The organism is Geodermatophilus obscurus, from assembly GCF_900143215.1.
GTDB classification, from domain to species: Bacteria; Actinomycetota; Actinomycetes; order Mycobacteriales; family Geodermatophilaceae; genus Geodermatophilus; species Geodermatophilus obscurus_A.
On the sequence record NZ_FRDM01000001.1, the window covers coordinates 209,458 to 231,182 of the forward strand.

Here is a 21,725-nt window from a genome sequence, read left to right on the forward strand (position 1 = left end):
CGCCGCGCAGCACCGCTGCGCCTCCTCAGGGCGTCACATCACCGCGCCGAGCTGCCACGGGACGAACTCCTCCTGGCCGAAGCCGAGCTCCTCGCTGAGCGTCTTGCGGCCCGAGGCGGTGTCCAGGACGAGCTGGAACAACCGCTGGCCGACCTCCTGCACGGTCGCCTCGCCGTCCATGATCACGCCGCAGTTGAGGTCCATGTCCTCGGACATCCGCTGGTACATCTCGGTGTTGGTCGCCAGCTTGAGGCTGGGTGTCGGCTTGCAGCCGAGGACCGAGCCGCGGCCGGTGGTGAAGCACATGACGGTGGCGCCGCCCGCGACGATGCCGGTGACCGAGACCGGGTCGTACCCGGGGGTGTCCATGAAGGTGAAGCCCTTGGCGGTGACCTTCTCGGCGTAGCGGTAGACACCGGTGAGGTTCGTCGTCCCGCCCTTGGCCACCGCACCCAGCGACTTCTCGAGGATGGTGGTCAGCCCACCGGCCTTGTTGCCGGGGGAGGGGTTGTTGTCCATGGAGCCGCCGTTGTCGGCGGTGTACTTCTCCCACCACTTGATCAGTTCGACCAGCTCGTCGCCGACCTCTCGGCTGACCGCGCGCCGGGTCAGCAGGTGCTCGGCGCCGTAGATCTCCGGCGTCTCGCCGAGGACGGCGGTTCCGCCGTGGCGCACCAGCAGGTCCACCGCGGCACCCAGGGCGGGGTTGGCGGTGATGCCCGAGTACGCGTCCGAGCCACCGCAGTTCAGCCCCAGGATCAGCTCGCTGGCCGGGACGGTGGTGCGGGTCACCTGGTTCACCACCGGCAGCATGTCCCGGATGGCGGCCACCCCGGCCCGGACGGTGGCGGCGGTGCCGCCCTGCTCCTGGATGGTCATGGTCTGGACCAGCTTGGTGCTGTCGAGCTGCCACTTCTCCGCGAGGCTCGCGACCTGGTTGACCTCGCAGCCGAGCCCGAGCATCAGGAACCCGGCGAAGTTGGGGTGCTCGGCGTAGCCGGTGAGCGTGCGCTGGAGGACGTCGAAGCCCTCTCCGGAACTGGCCATCCCGCACCCGGCACCGTGCGCCAGGGCGACGACCCCGTCGACGTTCGGGAACTCGTCCAGCAGCCCCGGCGAGCGGAACTGGTCGGCGATCAGCTTGGCCGTGGTCGCCGAGCAGTTCACCGAGGTCAGGATGCCGATGTAGTTGCGGGTGGCGACCTTGCCGTCGGCTCGCACGATCCCCTGGAAGGTCGCGCGCTCGACCTCGGGGACCATCTCGGTGGGGACGACGTCCGCGCCGACGGCGTGGTCGCGCTCGAAGGCCCGGAACTCGACGTTGTGGGTGTGCACGTGGTCGCCCGGCTCGATGGGCACGGTGGCGAACCCGATGATCTGGTTGTACTTGCGGACGGCCTCCTGCGTGGCGATCGGCGCGACCGCCACCTTGTGGCCACGGGGAACCGCCGTGCGCACCGTGACGCCGCCGGCGGCCGCGCCCTCCTCCAGGTCGCGCGAGGCCACGACCACGTTGTCGGACGGGTGCAGGTGCACGCCGAGCTGATCGAAGGCCGTTGCCGTGGTCATCGCTTCTTCTCCGGTTCTGATGGGTGTCGGTCGGTCCGTGTCACCAGGGCTCCAGCTGCCCGCCGCTGTCGAACCGCATCGGGACCGGATCGCCGGTGATCTCCAGTCGCGGCTCGGCCAGCACCTGGTCGCGGAGGGTCTCCGACACCAGGAGGTTCTCCAGGTCGAGGGTGTTGCGCATGCGCACGAGCGAGATCCCGGTGGGATCGGCCCGGCCGCAGGTCAGGATGGCCGCGGCCACCGCGCTCCGGTCGGTGGCCATGGCCATGGGCACCTGCGCGCGCTGTGGACCGCCCAGTCCCGCCGTCATCGCGTTGATGTAGGTGATCCGCAGGTCGACCTTCTCGAGGATGCGGAACGGGATGAAGTCGGCCAGACCGAGGCCGACCACGTTGCCGTGCGAGACGTCGGTGACGTCGAGGACGGCGATGTTCGTGATCCGCGGGCGGTCGAACTCCGGGGTTCCCCGGATCATCATCCGGCCGATCACATTGGGGTCCATGCCCGAGCCGGACAGGTCCTTCCCCATGAGGTCGACCACCGCCACGTCGACCCGGTCGAAGGGCAGGGTGGCCATCAGGTTCTTCGCCTCGGCGAGCAGCCGGGCCTCACCGTCGCCGGCGATGTCCTGCGGCCCCAGCAGCGCGATCTGCGCCGCACGGTCGTAGGCGTTCTCGACGATGCCCAGGCCACCCAGGACCTTGCCCGTCTCGACGATCCGTCGGGCCACCCGGGGGATCCAGACCCCGAGGTTCGCCGGGCCGTAGGCGTGGATGCCCTCGGCGCCCCGCCGCTTGCCCAGGCCGATCGCGATGATCTTGGCGATCCCGCTCTCGATCTCGCCCTTGAAGTCGGTGTGCGCCTTGATGCGGTTGACCGCGAGGACGGCGTCGGCCTTGGCCGCATGGGCGTCCAGGTGCACGGCCGGGCCGCCGGGCAGCCGGTCGATCTCGACGGTCTCCATCGTCGCGCGGATCGGCATGCCGAGGACATCCTCGGTCATGCCGAGGTCGGCGAGCATCTGCACCTGACCCTCGGCGGTGGCGCCCCCGTGCGAGCCCATGGCCGGGACGACGAACGGCTCGGCCCCCACCGAGCGCAGCCATTCCCCGGCGGTGCGCACCACGGTGGCCTTGTCGTGGATGCCCCGGCTGCCGGCGGTGAGGGCCACGCTCATGCCTGGCCGCAGCCGGGACCGGAGCGGTTCGAGCGCCGACGTGGTGGCTGCCGCCACGTCAGCGAGCTGCGGTGCGTCGAAGTTCTGCCGCACGGGGATCAGCCGCGGGAAGGGTGCCTCGAAGTCGAGGCTGCGCAGGGCCTCGAACGGGCCGAGGCCTCCGCTGCCGTGGTCGGTCATGGTGTCTCCCGAGCTGTCGTCAGTCCCGGCGGGTCACGAGCGGGCGTCGGTGCGGGCGCGGGCCATGGCCGCACCCACGAGGATGGCTTCCACGAGGCTGTCGTGGCTGGCGCGTCCGGTGCCGGCGATGTCGAACGCCGTGCCGTGGTCCACGCTGGTCCGGACGATGGGCAGGCCGATGGTGGCGTTGACGCCGGTCTCGAACCCGAGGACCTTCACCGCGATGTGGCCCTGGTCGTGGAACATCGCGATCGCGACGTCGAAGTCACCGGCGACGGCCCGGCCGAACAGCGTGTCCGCCGGCCAGGGGCCGGTCGCGTCGACCCCCTCGGCCCTGGCCTGCTCGATGGCGGGCGCGATGACGCGGGCTTCCTCGTCGCCGAACAGGCCGCCCTCCCCGGCGTGCGGGTTCAGGCCGGCGACCCCGACGGTCGGCGATTCGATGCCCATGTCGCGCAGGGCGCGGTCGGCCAGCCGGATCGTCGTCAGTACCCGTTCGGTGGTGACCCGATCGAGCATCTCGCGGATGCCGACGTGCGTCGTCACGTGGACGACCCGCAGCTTCAGCGCGGTCAGCATCATCGCGAAGTCCCGGGTCCCGGTGAGGTCGGCGAGGATCTCGGTGTGGCCGGGGTAGGGATGCCCGGCGAGGGCGATCGCCTCCTTGTTCAGCGGCGCGGTGACGATCCCGTCGATGTCGCCGGCCAGAGCCAGCTCCACCGCCCGGGCGACACCGTCGAAGGCGATCTTCCCTGCCTCGGCCGACAGCACGCCCACGGGCACCGGGGTGTCGGACGGCACCGTGATCACGTCCAGGGTGCCGGGCTCGAACCGGGCCGCCCGCGGGTGCGCGACCTCGTTGAGCGCGGGTGCGTCAGGGACCACCGCGCCGGCGGCCCGCAGGGCGGCCACGCTGCCGATCGCGACGACTCTCGCCTCGCTCGCGCGGGGGTCGCGTGCGGCCTTGAGCGTGATCTCGGGGCCGATGCCGGCCGGGTCGCCGACGGTCAGGCCGAGCAGGGGTGTCATGCGCACTCCTCGAGCGCCTCGGCGGCTCGGCACAGCGCATCCGGTGCACCGAAACCGCCCGACTTGGTGACCACGGGGATCCGGCGGTCACCGGTGAACAGTTCACCGAGGGGCAGGCCCTCGGTGACTTCCGCCAGGAGACGCAACTCGGTGGCTCCGAGTGCGGTCGCCACGGCCAGCGCCGTCGCGCCGCCGGTCAGCACGAGTCCGGCTGACGGGGCGCCGTCCAGGACCGCCGCCACGACGCGGGCAAGTCGCTCCGCGAGTGCCGCGGCCTGCGGGCTGTCGGCCGGCACGTCGACGACGACCGCGCTGGTCAGCAGGACCCGCCGTCCGTCGCGCAGGGCGCTCACGGCGTCCTCGACCGGCCAGGGGGTGGAGTCGTCGACCACCAACCGGTCGGCGCCCGTCGCCAGGAGCGGCGCCACCTGGGCCTTGGTGGTGGGGTGGTCGGTCCCGACGACGAGCAGCACGCCGCCGACCGGGGTCGCGAGGAACCGGCGCGCGGCCGGCGTCGTGATCAGGACCTCGGCGAGCGCGCGGGCCAGGCCTCCCGAACCCGCCGCGACGGCGCCGTCGGCCAGGATGCGGCGGGCGATCTGCACCAGATCGCCGTGGGTCTGCGCATCCACCGCCCGGACGCCGGGTGGGAAGTGCCCGCCGATGTCCGTGACCGTCGCCTCGCCATGGACCCGGAGCGCCCCGTCGTGGACGGTCCGGCCTTGCGCCGGGAACGCCGGCGTGGCCACGGCGTTCCGGGTGCCCCACGCGTCCAGCGCCACGGACACGTCGGCGCGCACCCGGCCGCGCAGGGTCGAGTCGATCTTCAGGAACAGCAGGTCGGGCCCCCATGCCCGCACGCGCTCGACGGCCTCCCGCATCCGGTCCGCGGCCTCCTCGGGAGGGCGCCAGCGGTTGTCGGTGACCAGCGCGAGCACGTCGACGGCGCCCGGCGTGGCGGCGGTCAGGGCGACGGAGACCTCGAGGCCGCGGACGGCGAACGGCGCGGCCGCGTCAGCGGCGCCGGTCAGGTCGTCGGCGAGGACGGCGAGACGCCCAGACCCGGCAGCGACAGGAGGCACTGGTCCGCTGACCTCCATCGGCAGACTTCGGGTGCCACGAGGGTATGGACCGGCGGCGCCCGTCGTCAAGAACTCATCTGATGTCAGCGAAGTTGTCGGCGCTGACGTACGGGATGGTCTGCGGCCCCTCGGGCAGGACGCACACCCGGGCGTCGGGCCCCGCCGCGCCGAGCAGCTCCCGGACCGTGGCCCCGATGTCGTGGGTCTGCTCCAGGTGGGCCGCCTCGAGCGCGTGGTCGGCGAGGTAGGAGGTGTGCATGATCACCCGCGCCCGGCTCTGGATCTTCGCCTGCACCTGCACCTGCCACTGGTCGGGCACCGTCTTCGGCCGGCTCTCGATGAGGTCGAGCAGGGCCTGGGGGGATTCCGCGGACTCGAGCACCTCGCGGTAGGAGCCGTGGTTCGGGAACCCGTCCCGGCACTCCGCCGCGCAGATGATCGCGCCGCCGTCCCTGACCACCGTGGCCGCCGCGGAGATGCCCTTCACCGCCTGGTACAGGTTCTGGTCCAGCGGGAAGCCGGAGTTGGTCGTGACCACCACGTCGAAGGGCTCCGGCACCGGGGCCATCGCCAGCTCCCGCGCGGCCTCGCGAGCCGCGGCGTGCATGGCGAACAGCTCCCCGGCGAACGCGCCCACCACCTGCTGGTCCCGGTTGAGGGTGACGTCGAAGCCGAAGTGCACGCCACCGACCGCGGCGACGACCGCGCGGATGTCGTCGTGGACCGGGTTGCCCTCGCAGACGCCCCACACGGCCTGGGGGGAGCCGATGCGCTCGGCGTCGTGCAGGGTCAGCACGGTCTCCAGGCCGGCCAGCCCCGGGACGGCGAGCTTGGGGCCCCCGCTGAACCCGGCGAAGAAGTGCGGCTCGACGAACCCCGTGGTGATCCGGACGTCGGCCTCGACCCAGTGCCGGTCGAGCCAGACGGGCACGCCGTTGCCGTGGGTGCCCATCCAGACCAGGGACGCCTCGTCGCGCGCGTCGTGGTTGAGGACGTGCACCCGGTCGACGACGTCGTCGCCGAGCATGCTGCGGAGCTCGGCCTCGGTGTTGCCGCGGTGCGTGCCCGTCGCCACCAGGATCACCACGTCGTCCAGGCCGACGATCCCGTCGAGCTCCTCGAGCACCGCCGGGACCATGAGGTCCCGCGGCTGGGCGCGGGTGCCGTCGCAGACCGAGATGGCCACCTTCTGCCCCGGTCGCACGAACTCGCGCAGCGGGGGCCCGGCCACCGGTGCGCGCAGGGCCGACCGCAGGACCGCGGCCGGGTCCTCCGCGCCGGGCACGTAGCGGGGCTCGACGACCGTCGTCCGGTCGTCCGGCAGGTCGACGGTCAGACCCCGCTCGCCGTAGGCCAGTTGCACCTTCATCCGATCACCCGTCCTGCGGTCCGGTCGTTCAGCCTGATCGGACCCTAGCCGCGCCCGCCGGTCCCGGCGCCGGGGAGCGACCTGCGCCGCCCCGCTGTGGGCAGCCGGTCGCTGCCGTGCAGGATGCCCGCTGTGGACGGCGAGGAACGCGACCCGGGGTACGTCGACCTCGGCTTCGCGCGGGTGGACACCGACCGGCTGTCCCGCACCGGGGACCCGGAGGTGGTCTACGCCGCCGGGAAGACCCCGGACGAGGTCGTCGCCATCGTCGGGACGCTCCGCGGGGCGGCTCCGCACCGGCCGGCCCTCGTCACCCGGGCGGACCCGGCGACGGTGGCGGCGGTGCGGCTGCGGTGGCCCGAGGCCCGGGTGGAGGCGACGACGGTGGTCGTCGGGGACCTGCCCCCGGCCCGGGGCCTGGTCGCGGTGGTCACGGCCGGGACGTCGGACTCGCCGGTGGCGGCGGAGGCGGCGACCACGGTGCGGGTCTTCGGCGCCGACGTCGTCCGGGTGGTCGACGTCGGGGTCGCCGGACTGCACCGCGTGCTCGACGCCCGGCCGGTGCTCCGGGACGCCGACATCGTGATCGTGGTGGCCGGTATGGAGGGCGCGCTGCCCAGCGTCATCGGCGGGCTGGTCGGCACACCGGTGGTGGCCGTGCCGACCAGCGTCGGCTACGGAGCCAGCTTCGGCGGTCTGTCCGCGCTGCTGGGGATGCTCAACTCCTGCGCCGCGGGTGTGGTCGTCTGCAACATCGACAACGGGTTCGGCGCCGGGGTGTTCGCCGCGCGGATCGCCCGGAGCATCCACGCCGGCGGCTCCCGCGTCGTGGACCCGCGGTGACCCGGGTCGGGTGGCTGGACCTCGGCAACGGCGTGGCCGGCGACATGCTGCTGGGCGCCGTGGTGGGCGCGGGCGTGCCGCTCGCCGGCATCGTGGCGGCACTGGAACCCCTGCAGCTGCCCATCACGCTGCGCGCCGAGGACGTGCGGCGCGGCGGGCTGCGGGCGGTCCGGGTGGTGGTGGACGCCCCGGAGGAGGGCCAGCCCGCGCGCCGCTGGTCCGACGTCCGCCGGCTGCTCGGCCGGCTCCCTGAACCCCTGCGCTCGTCGGCGGTCGAGGTGTTCGGCGTGCTCGCGCGGGCGGAGGCGGCGGTGCACGGCGGAGCCGAGGAGGACGTGCACTTCCACGAGGTGGGCGCGCTGGACGCCGTCGCCGACGTCGTCGGGGTCTGCGCCGGGATGGCCGCCCTGCGCCTGGACCGGTTGGTGGCGTCTCCCATCGCACTCGGCGGGGGGACGGCGCGGACGGCGCACGGGACGATCCCGGTCCCCGGACCGGCCGTGCTGGCCCTGCTGGAGGCGGCGGGGGCGCCCGGGCGGGGCGGCCCCGACGAGGTGGAGCTGGCCACGCCGACCGGGGTCGCGCTCGCCACCACGCTGGCGACCGGCTTCGGCCCGATGCCGGCGCTGCGCCCGACGGCCACCGGCACCGGCGCCGGCACCCGGGACCCGGCAGACCGGCCCAACGTGGTGCGCCTGGTCGTGGGCGAGGTCGAGGCGGAGGAGGAGGAGGAGGAGGCGCCGGTCCCGTCCGCCACCTCCGCCGGTCTCGACACGACGGCGGCGGTGGTCCTCGAGGCCAACGTCGACGACCTCGACCCGCGCGCCTGGCCGCTGGTCCTCGCCGCCCTGCTGGACGCGGGCGCCCTCGACGCCTGGCTGACCCCCGTGCTCATGAAGAAGGGCCGGCCGGCCCACGTCGTCGCGGCGCTCGCCGGTCCGGCCGGGGTGGCCCGGGTCCGGGACGTCCTGCTCCGCGAGACCACGACCCTCGGCGTGCGCGAGACGACCGTCGTCCGGCACGCCGTCCGGCGCACGTTCGACACGGTCCATGTCGACGGTCACCCGGTCGCGGTCAAGCTCGGGTGGGCGGCCGACGGCTCGGTGGTCAACGCCATGCCCGAGTGGGAGGACGTCGCCCGGGCCGCCGTCGCGCTCGGTCGGCCGGTCAAGCAGGTGCTGGCGCAGGCCGTCGGGCTTGCCGAGGCGCTCCGGGCCGGTCCTCCGGGACGGGACTGACAGCCGACGGTCAGCGGGCCGGCGCCCGGGCGACGTCCGCGTACAGCTGCGTCATCCGGTCGACCAGCCGCTGGTGCGAGCGCGTCGCGGCCAGGCAGCGCCCCCGGGCACCCAGCCGCCGGGCGGCCTCCGGGTCGAGCAGCAGCGACACCAGGGCCCGCGCCAGATCCTCGGCCTCGCCCGGCCGCACCAGCAGACCGCTGCCGCCGTCCTCGACCAGGTCCGGCAGCCCGCCCACCCGGCTGGCGACGACCGGCACCCCGGCGGCCATCGCCTCGCACACCACCAGCGGGGAGCCGTCGGAGCGCGAGGGCACGGTGAGCACGTCGAGGCCGGCGAGCAGGCGCGCCGCGTCGGAGCGGTAACCGGTGAAGGTGACCGTGTCGGCCAGACCCAGCACCGCCGCGCGGTGCTCGAGGTCCGGCCGCAGCGGCCCGTCGCCGACCACGAGGAACGCCGCCTGCGGGACGACGGCCGACACCAGCGCGGCAGCCCGCAGGAGGACGTCGACGCCCTTCTCCGGGACCAGCCGGCCGACGACCCCCACCACCGGCCGCCCGGGCGCCGGGGGAGGACCGCCCGCGGTGGGCGTCGCGGTCGTCGTCGGCAGCAGCACCTCCACCCGGTCCGGCGCCACTCCGTACTCGGTGACGACCAGGTCGCGGATCGCGGTGGAGACGGCGACCACGCGGTCGGCGTGGCGGTAGACCAGGCCGCTGACGGCGCGGGCGCGGCGGTCGCGCCACGGTCCCTCGGTGTGCTCGGTCACCACGAGCGGCACGTGCACGCCCCGGACGGCGTGCACGGCCGCGGCCGCGCTCGCGAACAGGTGGGCGTGCAGCACGGCCGGCCGCAACTCCGCGACCAGCCGGCTCAGCGCCCGCCCGTAGCGGCCGCTGACCCGGCGCTCGACCAGCTCGTCGAGCAGGACGGTCACCGGGATGCCGGCGTCGGCCAGCACCCCCGCGCGGACCCCGCCGACGGAGCAGGCCACGTGCACCGGCCAGCCGCGCCGCTGCAGGGCGACGGCGAGGTCCACGACGTAGCGCTCGGCGCCGCCGCCGTCGAGGGAGTCGATGACCAGCAGCACGGGCAGCGGGGGGACGGGGCCAGCACTGCGCGGAGGAAGGGGGGTGCGAGGCCGGGTGCCGGTCATGGGCGCTCCGGGAGGAGGTGGGGCCCGCGGTTCAGGCCCGCCGACCCTATCCGCTCCGGGCGGCGCCGGACCCCGGCCGGACGCGCGTCCGGACAGGACAGCTGCCACCGGGCCGTCCCCGCGACCAGGGGCGACCTCGATCCGAGCCGGCTAGAGGCGCGGGTCGATCGGTGTGCCCATGGGATGGGCCTCCTCGATGACCTCGCCCGCGTCGAAGCAGAGATCCTCACGGAATCGCTCGGCGACCACCTGCACTCCGGTCGGCACGCCGTCGACGACTCCGGTGGGCACGGTGAGCCCAGGTAATCCGAGCAATGCGATCGCCAGCACCGGGCTCTGCGCGTGCAGGATCTCCCGGAATGCATCCGGGCCCAGCTGGTCGTAGTCGACGGGGAAGGGGCGCTGCCAGGACACCGGTGTGATGAGGATCGGGTGTTCCTGGAGGAACAACCGCCATTCCCGCAGGATCTGATCGCGGCGACCGAAGGCTGCAGAGAAGGCGCGCAGGTCGAGTTCCGGCGTCACGGCGAGCCAGGTCGCCATCGCGGTCCGGACCTTCTCGTCACCGTACTGTTCGATCGCCTGGGCAAAACCGAACCGGGCCTCGGTGATCACCAGCGGTGACCACAGCTCGGCGAGCTCCCTGAAGTGGGGCGGCGCGATGTGCTCGACCTGGTAGCCGGCGGCACCGAGCGCGCCGGCCGCGTTGTCCAGTCCGATGGCCACGGCGGGATCGGGGGTGAACCCCTCCAGGTCGCGGACGACGGCGACCTTGAGGCCCCGGTGTCGGCCTTGGGGTGGAGGCGGCGCGGGTTGCCACCAGGAATCCCGCACGTCGGGCCGCGCGAGGACCGGCAGGCCGAGGCGGAGATCGCCCACCTGCCGCGCCAGCAGTCCTCCGGTGGACATCAGCTGGTTGGTGATCGTCCGAGGCGTGCCGGCCCCGGACGGGTTGTAGTTGGGGACGACGCCCAGTGACGGCCGGATGCCCGCCACCCCGCAGCAGTAGGCGGGGTACCGCACCGAGCCGGCGATGTCCGTGCCGTGGGCGATCGGGCCGATCCCGACCGCGGTGGCCGCCGCGGCGCCGCCGCTGGAGCCGCCGGGGGTCAGCGCGGGGTCCCAGGGGTTCAGTGTGCGGCCGTGCAGGTCGTTGTCGCTGAACCAGCGGAAGGAGAAGGCCGGCACGTTCGACCGGCCGACGACGATCGCGCCGCCGGAACGGAGGGTGGCGACGGCGGCGCTGTCCTCCTCGGCGATCCGGTCCCGAAAGGCCACCACCCCGTTCGTCGTCGGGTGTCCCTCCAGATCGACGTTGATCTTCGTGGTGATCGGGACGCCGTGCAGCGGGCCGAGCACCTCACCGGCAGCCACCGCGCGGTCGGCTGCGTCGGCGGCAGCGAGGGCCTCGGCCTCCAGCACCTCGGCGACGGCGTTGACGGTCGGATCGACCGCGTGGAGGCGGGCGAGGACGCTCTCGGTGGCCTCTCTGGCCGACACCCGCCGCGCGGCGATCGCCGCCGCCAGATCCGCCGCGCCCCAGCGCCACAATTCGTCCTCGGGCACCCCGCGGTGCTGGCCGGGGACGCCGGGGCCGTGGGCCGCCGCCGGGGAGGTCGCGAGGAAGGGCAACGCCCCTGTCGCCGCCAACATCGCGGTGAACTGGCGGCGGCTCAGCTCCGGATCCACATTGGTCTCCTCACATGGCGGAGATCTGCAGAGCGCGGGCCCTGAGCGCCCGATGCGCCTGGCAAGCGATGCTCCCCTGGCAGCGCCGGCCCGGTCAATGGCCGAATGGCTTTTCGGATGGCGAGTGATTTGGTGCACCGCCATGTCGATCGAGCAGCAGAATGGCTCCTGACCGGGCAGGACGCCCTGTCACGCATCGGGACTGCGCCGACCTCGGCGCCAGGACGTGCCACTCCCGACTGGTACGGGAATCGTCCAGGGCTGATCTCCGAGACCCTGCGTCGACGGGGCAGCGGATACGTGGTGACCGGTCGGGTGCCGCGGCGCCGGGCTCGACGGTGTCCGGCGCGGCGCAGCCGGCCCCGTGGTCGCTGAGCCAGGACGTTCGGCATCGCCCGGCCACGAACGGCCGCAACGGCGACCCCTGGTTCAGCGCGGGTCGATGGGGGTGAAGACGCCTGTTCGGGCCTCGATGACCGTGGCGGCCTCGAGCAGGGTGTCCTCGTCGAACCGCCGCCCGAGGAGTTGCACGCCCGTGGGCAGGCCGCCGGCCACCCCGGTGGGCACCGACATGGCCGGGAACCCGAGGACGGGGATCGCCATCATCGACGCCTGCGCGGCCATCAGCCGACGCATGCTCCCCACGCTGGCGATGTCGGCGTCCTGCTCGAACGCCTGCTCGGCCGACACCGGGAGGAGGACGAGCGGGTGGGACTCGAGGACCTCGGCGAGCCGGCGGATGAGCGTACCCCGGCGAGCGTATCCGGCGATGAACTGTTCGATCGTCGGCTTTCTCGCCCCACCAGTCGGCCGCGACGGCGTAGTAGTGCTCTGCTGCCTTCTGCATCCCCTTGTCGCCGACCTCGTTGACCATCGGCATGGCGAGGCGGAACTCCTCCATGCACAGCAGGTACCAGAGCCGGTAGGCCTCGGCGAGGACGGGCAGTTCGATCTCCTCGACGACGCAGCCCACGTCGCGCAGGTATCCGGCGGCCTGGTCCAGGGAAGCGCTCACCTCGGCGGTGGGGGCGGCGACGCCGAGGTCGCGGACGAGTCCGACGCGCAGGGGCCGCTCCGGCCGTGCGGCAGCGCGTGCGCCGGGGACGAAGACAGGGTCCCGGGGGCTGAAGTCGTTGAGCGCCCGCATCGTGAGTCGGACGTCGGCCACGGTGCGGGCGAGCGGGCCCTGGACGAGCATGGTCTGCACGGACAGCGATGCGTCGACCTCGTCGGGGTGGTAGGTCTGGGCCACCCGTCCGACGGTGGGCCGCAGACCGACGACGCCGCAGGCATAGGCGGGGTAGCGCACCGACCCGCCGATGTCGTTGCCCCCGGCGATCGGCACCATGCCCGAGGCGACGGCCGAACTCGCCCCGCCGCTGGAGCCACCAGGGGTCCGGGTGGCGTCCCACGGGTTGAGCGTGCGCCCGTGCAGGTCGTTGTTGGTGAACCAGCGGTAGGCGAACGCCGGGGAGTTGCTCCGACCCATCAGCACGGCGCCGGCACGGCGCAGGCTGGCGACGTGAGGGCTGTCCTCGTTCGCCATGGCGTCCTGGAACGCGGGGACGCCCTGCGTGGTGGCGTAGCCGGCCTGGTCCGAGTTCACCTTGATCGACACCGGCACGCCGTGGAGGGGCCCGAGCTCCTCGCCGGCGGAGCGCCGGCGGTCCGCCTCGTCGGCCATCGACAGCGCCTCGTCGGGTCGCACCTCCACCAGGGCGTTGAGTCGCGCGTTGACCGCGTCGATCCGCGCGAGGCAGCTCTGCACCACCTCGCGGCTGGAGACGAGCCCCGTGGCCACGGCGTGTGCGAGGTCGGTCGCGGTCCGACGCCAGAGCTCATCGGCGGAGCCGCCGCCGCGCGGCGAGGTCGATGAGCCGTCGGTGGTCGTCATCTCGGGTCTCCCCTGGCAGTGTGAGAACGCCCGAACCATCCTCGACCGGGACACTTCTGCTCGCTGATCACGCACGCTCGTCCTCATTGGCGTGGTGTCTCTGCGTCGTCGCGGACGCGGCCAGTGAAGCAGTCCGCTGAACGGACCGCCAACGCGCGACGGTTGGTTCTCTCCCTGCTGCGCAGCGTCGCCGTCCCGCCGTTTGGCCGGGAGCCTTTTACTCGCGTTCCGCAACTCGTGACGGCTCTGGTGACGGTCCTCGAGAATCTGCCCCACGTCACAGCGCTGGGGCCGTCACTCGGAGCCGAGAGTCCGGAATTGGGCCCAGCCCGGATGGTCATGATCATCCCGGCCGTTGCCGGAGTTCTGGTCCCGCTGGGCGGGCAGAGGGCCGACGCGGATGGGCGCCCGCCCCACACTCCGGTTGGGTCTTGGTCGTCGGGGCGGTGGCCGTCGGGTCAGCCGGCGCTCGTGCTGGCCCGGCGGTCAGCGGGGCGAGGGCGGCGAAGCCTGCAGCGCCAGGCCGGTGGAGGGTGGGTCGGCGACCAGGGGCAGCAGCCGGCGGCGGCCGATGCGGGCATGGCGCGGGACTGATGCAGTCGCAGGCGCGGCCGCTTGGCCCCCCCGTGGGCGTCGGGCTCCTCAGGGCGAGGAGCTGGATCCAGGCGACCGGGCTCGACCGTGACGCTGGTCTTGCGTCACAGGGTGCGGAGATGGGTCTTAAGTCACGCATCGGCTGGCGCCTGCAACGGATCGCCGTTCTAGTAAATGTTGCCGACGATGAGGTAAGATACGCCATGAAATCCACCATCCTATGGTCACTGACCGTCGGTGCGCTCGTAGCGCTGATTCTGGTCGTTACGGCCGTCAGCATGTCGGCGGCGGGCTTCCGGCTCGACGTGGAACGTTGGGTTCTCATCGGCGCCTTCTTGGTCATCATTTCCATGGCGACTGCCGTGATGGTGTCGGTGCTCAACACGCTCAAGGACGTTCGACAACAGACCGCTGGAAACACCACCAGAAACGGCAACGGCGACGACAAGTACGGCGAGTCGGGCTGAGGTTGTTCAAGCCGGGAGTGCCGGCGGCGGGTGTGTGGATCCCTAGTTCGGTGTGCAGGCGGTCAGCCGGCGAGCGCCGTAGACCCGACGGTGCTCAGGCACTGCCGGCGGCTTCGGTGGCGTAGGACTCCTCCACCTCGGCCGGAGTGGGCCACCGGACCACGTGGCCCAGGAGCAGGAGCTGGTCGGGCTGATGCCGGGGATGCGGCAGAGACGGCGCACGCCGTAGGTCGTCTTCCCCGCGGCGATAAATGAACGGGACCATCGCGACGAGTTCCTCGTGCGAACGGGATGCGGAGGCCGGGAGCCGGCCGGTCGCTCGCACCGACTGGTGCTGCGGCGCGGTCAGGGGATCGACTCGATGATCCGGATGTCGCGCTCGGCGCCGTCCCCGAGAGCAGCGAGGGCCCTCTGGTACGCCTCGCCGTGGTACGTCGTCACGGCTTGCTCGACGCTGTCGAACTCGATCAGGGTCGTCCGCTCGAGCACCCCCGATTCGAAGGCCGCGGCCGGGGTGCCTCGCGCCAGGAACCGTCCGCCGCCGGCGAGCATCGCCCGGCCGGCCAGGTCGACGTAGGCGGCGACCCTGGCCGGATCACTGATCGCGCGGAAGGTGTTGATCCAGTACGCCTTCGTCACGGGGTGGCCCTCCTCGGTCGGGCTGGAGTCGACGGTCGGTCGCGGTGGGCCGCTCCCGGGGCTTCGGGGCCTCCGCACCAGCCGAGCGCGGCGAACGAGGCGCGGACCACCACCGGGCGGAGGCGCTGGTCGACCGGGATCACGCCTGTTCCCCGAACAGCACCGACGCGTCCCCGTCGGACCAGACGGTGCGGATCGTCATGGCGGTGATCACCCACTGCTCGGCCTGCGGCACCAGGTCGACGTCGTAGGTGTTCTTGAGCAGGAGGTGCCGGTGCGGCTGTGCGTGGAGCACGTGCTGAGCTTCCACCAGCGCCCACAGGTGCGCGTGATCGCCTTCGACGACGACCCGCGGGTTGGTGACGGTGTGCGTCGTGGCCAGCGGCTCCAGGGCGGTCAGGATCCGGGCGATCATCTCCCGGCCGTGCATGACCGGGACGGTGGCGCCGAACCGGCTCGCAGGCTGGGTGAAGTCGAGGACGGCGTCGGGGGAGAAGGCGGACAGGAACAGGTCCGTGTCCCGCAGGTCCTGCCCAGCGCCGAAGCGGTAGAGCGCGTCGACGACCTCCTGCGTGTCGCGCAGGTGCTGCACCCGACGTGCGACGTCGCGCAGGCCGGGGTCCGAACGGGCCGTGCCCTGCAGATCGATGGTCATGGCGGTCCTCCTGATCACGGGTCGGGAGCGGGGTCTGGTGCGCCGACGAGCGAGGCGACGAGCTCCTGCGCGACGGCCGGTGCCCGCACCTCCAGCTCCCGGCCGCGGTCGTCCACGGTGGGGACGAAGGCGAGGAAGGGGCAGCACTGGTGTTCGGCGGTGATCGGGCGTGCGAGTCGCCCGAGGTCGGCGCCGGGGGCGAGTTCGAGCCGCAGGCCGCCGTCCAGCGGCGCTCGGGTGCGGACGTCGTCGACAGCCGCCTGCCAGTCCGTCATCCGCGCGGGCATCTCTCCGGCGGCGAGGCTGCAGGCGGTTGCCGGCCGGGCCGTTCCCGGCCGGCCCGCCGACGGGTACGGCTCGGGGTGCCCGTGACGGGTCGGCGTTGCATCCAGCCGGGCGCGCCACGAGACGAGCGCGTCGGCCACCGCCTCCGGCAGCACGGGCCGGTGTGGTGTGGGACGCGGCTCGATCTCGCTGACGCAGGTGTCCACGGTTCACCGTTCCCTCCGCCGTCCACCCGGAAGCGGCGGAGAGGTCCGAGACGTGCCCGACAGGGGCAGGGATCCCCGCCGAGCCGGCGGTGCTCCCGCCGCTGTGCCGGCCCAGGCGCTGAGCTCCCGGGTGGCCCAGCCGGCGAGCACGAGGAGGAGTGGCAGGAGCACGACCGGGTCGTAGTGCGAGCCCAGGTGGGGGAAGGCCCACACCGAGACGTTCACCGACGCGTGCAGCAGCACCGCGCTGCCCAGCGCACCGCCCGAGCCTTCGTACGCCCAGACGGTCAGCACCCGCAGCGCCACGGTGACCAGGCACTGCGCGGCGATCCAGCCCGTGCGGTGGCCGGCCTGCGCGTACGGGAGCGCGTGCCAGAGCGCGCACGCGACGCCGATCAGGACGGCGGCGTGCGGGGCGGGCAGCCGCCTCCGAGCGGCGGGGAGCAGGTAGCCGGTCCAGCCGATCTCCTCCGCCGCGGCCACGACGAGGAAGAAGACGAGGAGCCCCGCGATCAGGGCCACGGAGGGACCTCCGCCGGGGAGGTCGCGGCCCAGGAGCCGCTGGATGAGATAGGACGCGACCGTGGCCCCAGGTACCACCAGCGCCGCCCGGAGCAGCCGATGTCGTCGCCCTGCCGCCGGCAGCTCCACGGCGCGCGCCAGTAGCTCCCGCCCCGCAGCCGCCCCCCGCTCGGCGCGCGTGAGCACGATCGCGGCGACTCCGGGGCAGATGGCCATCGCTGCGCTCACCGGCAACGGGAGTCCCGGCCCGAGGGCGGTGTCGCCGGCGAGCCAGCCGGCGAGGTAGAAGGGCAGCGACAGGGCGAGCAGCAGGCTCAGGAACCGCGCGGCAGACGGTGGACTCGACATCGCTCATCGACGCCCCGGCCGGGCCGCCGCGGAAGCACGGCCGGCGACCACCTGATCGGAGCCGTGGGCGGCCCCGGACCCCGGGGCCGACGGGACGGAGGTTGCGGGGCTCATCCGGCTCACCGGCCCTCGACGGCCGCCGATCGGCCGGCTCGCCCGAATGCCTGCGGCCAGCCCTGCCGCCGGCTCGGCACGGTTGGCCGCCACCCCAGCGTCCGGAACCTCTCCGCGGTGACGCGCTGCGAGCGGGTGAGCGCTCGCACCGGCGCGGCGGCGGTGCGAACGATCCAGGTGGGCAGCGGGTTCACACCCGGAACGCCCGCCGCTGCGGCCAGTACGGCGAGCAGGTCGCGCCGCCGCAGCGGCTCGTCGTCGACGACGTTGTACACACCGGCCGGCGCGGTGAGCGCGGCGAGCAGTGCGGACCCCACGTCGTCGGTGTGGATGGCGCTGGTCCAGGCGTCGGGAGCGCCGACGATCATGGTGCGCCCGCGGCGGGCGCCGGCGATCAGCTCGCGGCTGAACTCGTCGTCGGGACCGTAGAAGCCGCCGAAACGCAGCGTCACGCCGGTCCCGCCGGCGGCAGCGAACCGGGCCAGGTGGCGCTCGGCCACCAGGTTGGCCTGCAACGCGCCGGGTGCCATGACGGGGCTGCTCTCGTCGAGGTGCCGGTCGGCGCCGTCGGCGTACACCATCGTCACCGTGTCCCGGACGAGGCGCGGCACGCCGACGGCTACCGCGGCATCGACCAGCCGGCCGGCCCCGGTCGCGCGCAACCGGGTGTACTCGCGCCACGCCCAGGGCACCGCCGCCCGCGAGCTGGAGGGGATGGCCACCCGCAGGTCGATCACGGCGTCGGCGCCGGTGATGAGGTGCTGCAGGGCTGCCGGGTCATCGGTGTCCCCGCGAACCGGGGTGGCACCGAGGGCTGCGACCGCGGCTGCGCGCTCGTCGGTCCGCGCGTGCCCGTGCACCTCATGACCGGCCGCCGACAGCACCGGCAGGGCGGAACGCCCCGCGGTGCCGGTGGCGCCGAGAACGGTGACCTTCATGATGCTGACCTCCAGGTCCTGGTCCGGACGGATGGGGGCTGAGGACGCCTGCGTCGATGGAAGCGCCCACCCCGTCGTGCACCGCCACCCCACCGCCGAGCCCACCGGCCTCGACGTGCCCGGCGACGTCTCCCTCGCGGCGTGGAGCGGTGAAGGCCCTCGCCAGCGGAGTTGTGGTCATCGGATCGTCGGCGCCGGCCACAGCTTCCGAAAGCGGTAGAGCTGCCCGTCGGCGCAGCGAACCTGCCAGGACGCGGGACCGTCGCCCGGAGCGTCCGCGATGGTCCGGAAGACGTCCTCGACCGCTAGCAGCGCTCGGTGGCCTTGCCTGGCCTCGGCGTGCTCCGTGGTCATGGCTGGAGCCTCGCCGCCGGGCCGGGGTCGCGACAGTGGCAGGTCTGCCGTCGTCCGAGGCGTTCCTGCCCCCGACTCCGCCGCCCGCCGACGGAGCGGGGTCGGAAGGCCCTCGTCCGGGCGTCCTTCAGTCCTCCGACGGGGGCGTCGTCGGCTCGGAGCCGGCGGCCTTGGCCAGCAGGTCCCGCAGCAGCGCTCGTTCGCCGGCGTCGAGCGCCACCATCACCGGTGAGGTCTCCAGCATCCTGGCTTGCAGCGTGCTCCGGAGCCGCCTGCCGTCGGGCGTCAGCTGCAGCAGCTTGACCCGGCGGTCCCCGGCCTGAGCCGCGCGGGACACCAGGCCGCGTCGCTCCAGGTGGTCGGCGATACCGGTGACGTACGACGCGTCGCAGCGCAGGTGCTCGGCCAGCGAGCGCATGGGGGCGGCACCCTCCAGGGCGAGGAGTGCCCGCGCCTGGGCCACGGTGAGGTCGAACGCCGCGGCGGCCGCCTCGAAGTTGTGCAGGGTCTGCTCGGTCACGTGCATGAGCAGCGCGGCGGTGTCCCGCGCCTCACCGGCCGACGTCGTCCTGTCGATTCGCCCCACGGTCCGAGATTACTAGGCCCGGTCAACACTTGACTGGATAAAGCATCTGGGCGCAGAGTTGGTCCGTCGACCGGTCCTGGAATCGGAGGGGATCATGGCCACACTGACGGCACTGGAGTCGGCGTACCTGAACGGCGAGCCCCGGTTGGCGCGGCTCGCCACCGTCGATGCCGACGGGCAGCCCCACGTGGTGCCGGTCGGCTGGCGCTACGACGAGGCGACCGGCACCTTCACGATCTCCGGCCGTGACCTGGCGGCCACCCGCAAGTTCCGCAACGTGCTCGTTCACCCGCGAGCCGCGCTCGTCGTCGACGACGTGCTCCCGCCCTGGCGGGCCCGGGGCGTGCTCGTCCAGGGGCCCGCGCAGGCCCTGCCCGCGGACGACGCGCCCGAGGGGCGGGCCATCATCCGGCTGACCCCGACCAAGGTCACGTCCTGGGGGCTGGACGGCAGCCGTTGAGCTCACCCCGGCGCCCGGTGTCGAGCCGTACCCGGCGAGCCCGGTGGCCGGCGACCCCGCGGAGCGGTTCCACCCGGGGCCCTCCGAACACCGCACGAGGAGGTAGCTGTGAACGTCAACATCGCGGTCGTCTACTACTCGGCGACCGGCCACACGCACCGGCTGGCCGAAGCCGTGGCCGAGGGAGCCGCCGACGCCGGAGCCGACGTCCGCCTGCGGCGGGTCCGCGAGCTGGCACCGGACGAGGCGATCGACCGCAACCCGGCCTGGCGCCGGCACGTCACCGAGACCCCGCACGTACCGGAGGCCGAGCTGGCGGACCTGGAATGGGCGCACGGGCTGGCCTTCGGCTCGCCCACCCGTTACGGGATGGTCGCCGCCCAGCTCAAGCAGTTCCTCGACACCACCGGCCCGCTGTGGCAGCAGGGCAAGCTCACCGACAAGGTCGTCACCTCCTTCACCGGCGCCGCGACCGCGCACGGCGGGCACGAGACCACGCTGCTGTCGCTCGACGCGGTCTTCTCGCACTGGGGCTCGGTCATCGTGCCGCTCGGGTACAGCAGTCCGGAGGTGTTCGAGACCGGCAACCCGTACGGCTCCACCTGGGTGTCCGGCAGCCAGCGCCACCCCGACGACCTCACGCTCCGCGTGGCCCGCCACCAGGGTGGGCGGCTGGTGCAGTGGGCGCTCCGGGCGGTGTACGAACCGGTGTCCTCCGGTGTCTGATCGGCCCCGGCCCGGAACGGCTGCGGCAGCCGGGACGCTGCCGGCGGGCCGCGCTCAGGACCCGCTGGGGAGCACGCACGGCTCGCCGGACCGCGAGCGCTGGTCCCTCGTGGTCGCGGCGGGCCTGGCGGTGTTCATGGCCATGCTGGACAGCTACGCCGTCGTCGTCGCGCTGCCGGACCTCGGAACCTCGCTGGCGGTGACACCAGGGCTCCTGCCCTGGGTGGTCCTCGCCTACTCGCTGGCCATGGCTGCCGTCGTCCTGCCGGCCGGTCGCTGGCTGGACGGCGTCGGTCACCGGCCGGCGCTGCTGATCGCCGTCGGGGCTTTCGCGGCGGCCGGCGTCGGCTGTGCGCTGGCGCCCTCGATCGAGGTGCTGCTGGCCGCGCGAGTCGTCCAGGGTGCGGCGGCAGCAGTGCTGACCGCCCTCACCCCGGTGCTGGCCGCGGTGGCGGTCGCCCCGCAGCGCCGAGGCCGCGCCATGGGTGTGGTCTCCGTGCTGGGGCCGCTGGGGGCGCTGACCGGCCCGGCGGTGGGTGGCTGGCTGGCCGAGGCGGTGGGCTGGTGGGCGCTGTTCCTCCTCGACCTGCCCGTCGCCGTGACCATCGCCGCCATCGCCCTCCGCAGCCTCCCCGCGGGGCAGCCGGTCAGCGGGCCGGACCGGAGGCTCGTGGCGCAGGTGGTCCTGCTGGGCGGCGCCGTACTCGCGATCCTGGCCGGCCTCTCCCTGGCGTCCCGGGCCGACCTCGCCTGGGCGGCGACGGCCGTCCTCGCCGTTCCGCTGCTGCTCGTCTGGGCGCGCCTGCCGAGCAGCGCGCCGGTGCTGCACCTGCTGACCGTGCGGTCGGTGACCGGGGGACTGGCCGCGCTGGCCCTCGTCTCCGTCGTCACGAGCGGCCTGATCTACGCCGTTCCCCTCGCCCTCGCCGGGCGGGACGGTTCGACGGCGGTCGAGTCCGGGCTCGCACTCAGCGCCCTGTCCCTCGCCATGCTGGCCCTCGCCCCCGTGGCCGGCATGCTGGCCGACCGGTTCGGTGCCGACCGCGTGGCGATGGCCGGTGCCGTCCTGGCCGCGACCGGATTGGTGGTCCTGCTCCCCGTGGACCCCACCTGGGGCGTTCCGGACCTGAGCTGGCGGCTGGCCGTGGTCGGAGCCGGCACGTCCCTCTTCGTCGGTCCCAACCAGGCGCTGCTCATGACGGCTGCTCCCCGCCCGCTGCTCGGCTCGACCGGGGGAGCGTCCGGCGCGGCCCGCGCGGTGGGATTCGGTCTCGGCCCGGCCCTGGTGTCGGCGACCTGGACGACCACCGACGGCGTGGCCGGGCTCCGGTGGTCCCTGGTCGTCCTGTGCTCAGCCGCCGTGCTGGCTGCGGGCTGCCTGCACGCGTCGGGACGACGGTCCCGGACGACGACCTGAGCGGCCTGGCCCGGGCGATGGGCCGGCTGCTCGTGGCCACCACCGCCGGTGCGGTCCTGGGACCGAACCTCCTCGGACCGGCCGCTCGGCTGGGCGCCCGCCTGGATCTGCCGTCCCTCGGTGGCCCGCACCTGGTCGCCGGGCTCGGCTTCGCCGTCGTCCGGCTGCTCCCCGAGGATGCGGCCGGA

Annotated in this window: 20 protein-coding genes and 1 pseudogene; 6 read left to right on the forward strand and 15 right to left on the reverse strand. The window is 73.7% G+C overall.

Annotated features, from left to right (window positions below; all coding sequences use genetic code 11):
• Positions 1-33: 33 nt before the first annotated feature.
• From BUB17_RS01110 to larA, 5 genes are all read right to left on the reverse strand, one after another.
• Positions 34-1,569 carry a UxaA family hydrolase gene (locus BUB17_RS01110; RefSeq protein ID WP_072911828.1) on the reverse strand — a complete coding sequence of 512 codons (1,536 nt, stop codon included), beginning with the start codon at positions 1,567-1,569 and terminating at the stop codon, positions 34-36.
• 40 nt (positions 1,570-1,609) lie between these two features.
• Positions 1,610-2,926, reverse strand: coding sequence for a nickel pincer cofactor-dependent isomerase, group 22 (locus BUB17_RS01115; protein WP_072911831.1), 1,317 nt, complete (start codon positions 2,924-2,926; stop codon positions 1,610-1,612).
• A 33-nt stretch (positions 2,927-2,959) separates the two neighbouring features.
• The gene (gene pdxA / locus BUB17_RS01120) at positions 2,960-3,955 is read right to left on the reverse strand and encodes a 4-hydroxythreonine-4-phosphate dehydrogenase PdxA (protein ID WP_072911833.1); all 996 of its coding nucleotides are present in this window, start codon (positions 3,953-3,955) and stop codon (positions 2,960-2,962) included.
• Positions 3,952-5,037 carry a four-carbon acid sugar kinase family protein gene (locus BUB17_RS01125; RefSeq protein WP_072911836.1) on the reverse strand — a complete coding sequence of 362 codons (1,086 nt, stop codon included), beginning with the start codon at positions 5,035-5,037 and terminating at the stop codon, positions 3,952-3,954. The genes pdxA and BUB17_RS01125 overlap by 4 nt, the downstream gene beginning before the upstream one ends.
• Before the next feature lie 73 nt (positions 5,038-5,110).
• Positions 5,111-6,406 carry a nickel-dependent lactate racemase gene (larA, locus tag BUB17_RS01130; protein ID WP_072911838.1) on the reverse strand — a complete coding sequence of 432 codons (1,296 nt, stop codon included), beginning with the start codon at positions 6,404-6,406 and terminating at the stop codon, positions 5,111-5,113.
• A 123-nt stretch (positions 6,407-6,529) separates the two neighbouring features.
• Between larA and larB the strand changes: the two genes are divergently transcribed.
• Positions 6,530-7,249 carry a nickel pincer cofactor biosynthesis protein LarB gene (gene larB / locus BUB17_RS01135; protein ID WP_244276809.1) on the forward strand — a complete coding sequence of 240 codons (720 nt, stop codon included), beginning with the start codon at positions 6,530-6,532 and terminating at the stop codon, positions 7,247-7,249.
• Positions 7,246-8,487, forward strand: coding sequence for a nickel pincer cofactor biosynthesis protein LarC (gene larC / locus BUB17_RS01140; protein WP_072911844.1), 1,242 nt, complete (start codon positions 7,246-7,248; stop codon positions 8,485-8,487). The genes larB and larC overlap by 4 nt, the downstream gene beginning before the upstream one ends.
• 10 nt (positions 8,488-8,497) lie before the next feature.
• On the opposite strand, the gene BUB17_RS01145 is transcribed toward larC, so the two are convergent.
• From BUB17_RS01145 to BUB17_RS28460, 4 genes and pseudogenes are all read right to left on the reverse strand, one after another.
• Entirely contained in the window at positions 8,498-9,643 is a 1,146-nt protein-coding gene (locus BUB17_RS01145; RefSeq protein ID WP_083605886.1) for a glycosyltransferase, read from the reverse strand.
• A 150-nt stretch (positions 9,644-9,793) separates the two neighbouring features.
• Positions 9,794-11,476 carry an amidase gene (locus tag BUB17_RS01150; protein WP_208983276.1) on the reverse strand — a complete coding sequence of 561 codons (1,683 nt, stop codon included), beginning with the start codon at positions 11,474-11,476 and terminating at the stop codon, positions 9,794-9,796.
• A gap of 285 nt (positions 11,477-11,761) precedes the next feature.
• Entirely contained in the window at positions 11,762-12,115 is a 354-nt protein-coding gene (locus BUB17_RS28455) for an amidase family protein (RefSeq protein WP_432416373.1), read from the reverse strand.
• A pseudogene (locus BUB17_RS28460) lies at positions 12,111-13,313 on the reverse strand (amidase); the annotation flags it as partial. The gene BUB17_RS28455 and the pseudogene BUB17_RS28460, both read right to left, overlap by 5 nt.
• A 710-nt stretch (positions 13,314-14,023) precedes the next feature.
• Between BUB17_RS28460 and BUB17_RS25825 the strand changes: the two are divergent.
• The gene (locus BUB17_RS25825) at positions 14,024-14,287 is read left to right on the forward strand and encodes a hypothetical protein (protein ID WP_141242848.1); all 264 of its coding nucleotides are present in this window, start codon (positions 14,024-14,026) and stop codon (positions 14,285-14,287) included.
• A gap of 345 nt (positions 14,288-14,632) precedes the next feature.
• Here the strand turns inward: BUB17_RS25825 and BUB17_RS01170 are convergent, their stop codons facing one another.
• The 6 genes from BUB17_RS01170 to BUB17_RS01195 form a co-directional block, all read right to left on the reverse strand.
• Complete coding sequence (locus BUB17_RS01170; protein WP_072911852.1) at positions 14,633-14,926, reverse strand: DUF1330 domain-containing protein; 294 nt, start codon at positions 14,924-14,926, stop codon at positions 14,633-14,635.
• A 139-nt stretch (positions 14,927-15,065) separates the two neighbouring features.
• Positions 15,066-15,581 carry a nuclear transport factor 2 family protein gene (locus tag BUB17_RS01175; protein WP_072911854.1) on the reverse strand — a complete coding sequence of 172 codons (516 nt, stop codon included), beginning with the start codon at positions 15,579-15,581 and terminating at the stop codon, positions 15,066-15,068.
• Positions 15,582-15,595: 14 nt separating this feature from the next.
• A complete protein-coding gene (locus tag BUB17_RS01180; RefSeq protein ID WP_072911857.1) occupies positions 15,596-16,072 on the reverse strand; it encodes a hypothetical protein in 477 nt (158 codons plus the stop codon).
• A gap of 3 nt (positions 16,073-16,075) precedes the next feature.
• Positions 16,076-16,942 carry a CPBP family intramembrane glutamic endopeptidase gene (locus BUB17_RS01185; RefSeq protein WP_072911859.1) on the reverse strand — a complete coding sequence of 289 codons (867 nt, stop codon included), beginning with the start codon at positions 16,940-16,942 and terminating at the stop codon, positions 16,076-16,078.
• Positions 16,943-17,061: 119 nt separating this feature from the next.
• A complete protein-coding gene (locus BUB17_RS01190) occupies positions 17,062-17,994 on the reverse strand; it encodes an NAD-dependent epimerase/dehydratase family protein (RefSeq protein WP_072911862.1) in 933 nt (310 codons plus the stop codon).
• Between the two features lie 481 nt (positions 17,995-18,475).
• Positions 18,476-18,934 carry a MarR family winged helix-turn-helix transcriptional regulator gene (locus BUB17_RS01195; RefSeq protein WP_083605887.1) on the reverse strand — a complete coding sequence of 153 codons (459 nt, stop codon included), beginning with the start codon at positions 18,932-18,934 and terminating at the stop codon, positions 18,476-18,478.
• A gap of 94 nt (positions 18,935-19,028) precedes the next feature.
• On the opposite strand from BUB17_RS01195, the gene BUB17_RS01200 reads away from it, so the two are divergent.
• The 3 genes from BUB17_RS01200 (at position 19,029) to BUB17_RS01210 (ending at position 21,537) form a co-directional block, all read left to right on the forward strand.
• Positions 19,029-19,394 carry a PPOX class F420-dependent oxidoreductase gene (locus BUB17_RS01200; protein ID WP_072911864.1) on the forward strand — a complete coding sequence of 122 codons (366 nt, stop codon included), beginning with the start codon at positions 19,029-19,031 and terminating at the stop codon, positions 19,392-19,394.
• A 108-nt stretch (positions 19,395-19,502) separates the two neighbouring features.
• Entirely contained in the window at positions 19,503-20,120 is a 618-nt protein-coding gene (gene wrbA / locus BUB17_RS01205) for an NAD(P)H:quinone oxidoreductase (protein ID WP_072911868.1), read from the forward strand.
• Entirely contained in the window at positions 20,113-21,537 is a 1,425-nt protein-coding gene (locus tag BUB17_RS01210; protein WP_141242849.1) for an MFS transporter, read from the forward strand. The genes wrbA and BUB17_RS01210 overlap by 8 nt, the downstream gene beginning before the upstream one ends.
• Positions 21,538-21,725 lie beyond the last annotated feature (188 nt).

Excerpts from the sequence above, each read along its gene's own strand:
- BUB17_RS01110 (WP_072911828.1), bottom strand. The coding sequence starts at position 1,569 with ATGACCACGGCAACGGCCTTCGATCAGCTCGGCGTGCACCTGCACCCG.
- BUB17_RS01115 (WP_072911831.1), bottom strand. The coding sequence starts at position 2,926 with ATGACCGACCACGGCAGCGGAGGCCTCGGCCCGTTCGAGGCCCTGCGC.
- pdxA (WP_072911833.1), bottom strand. The coding sequence starts at position 3,955 with ATGACACCCCTGCTCGGCCTGACCGTCGGCGACCCGGCCGGCATCGGC.
- larA (WP_072911838.1), bottom strand. The coding sequence starts at position 6,406 with ATGAAGGTGCAACTGGCCTACGGCGAGCGGGGTCTGACCGTCGACCTG.
- larB (WP_244276809.1), top strand. The coding sequence starts at position 6,530 with ATGCCCGCTGTGGACGGCGAGGAACGCGACCCGGGGTACGTCGACCTC.
- BUB17_RS01145 (WP_083605886.1), bottom strand. The coding sequence starts at position 9,643 with ATGACCGGCACCCGGCCTCGCACCCCCCTTCCTCCGCGCAGTGCTGGC.
- BUB17_RS01150 (WP_208983276.1), bottom strand. The coding sequence starts at position 11,476 with ATGGCGGTGCACCAAATCACTCGCCATCCGAAAAGCCATTCGGCCATT.
- BUB17_RS25825 (WP_141242848.1), top strand. The coding sequence starts at position 14,024 with ATGAAATCCACCATCCTATGGTCACTGACCGTCGGTGCGCTCGTAGCG.
- BUB17_RS01175 (WP_072911854.1), bottom strand. The coding sequence starts at position 15,581 with ATGACCATCGATCTGCAGGGCACGGCCCGTTCGGACCCCGGCCTGCGC.
- BUB17_RS01185 (WP_072911859.1), bottom strand. The coding sequence starts at position 16,942 with ATGTCGAGTCCACCGTCTGCCGCGCGGTTCCTGAGCCTGCTGCTCGCC.
- BUB17_RS01190 (WP_072911862.1), bottom strand. The coding sequence starts at position 17,994 with ATGAAGGTCACCGTTCTCGGCGCCACCGGCACCGCGGGGCGTTCCGCC.
- BUB17_RS01200 (WP_072911864.1), top strand. The coding sequence starts at position 19,029 with ATGGCCACACTGACGGCACTGGAGTCGGCGTACCTGAACGGCGAGCCC.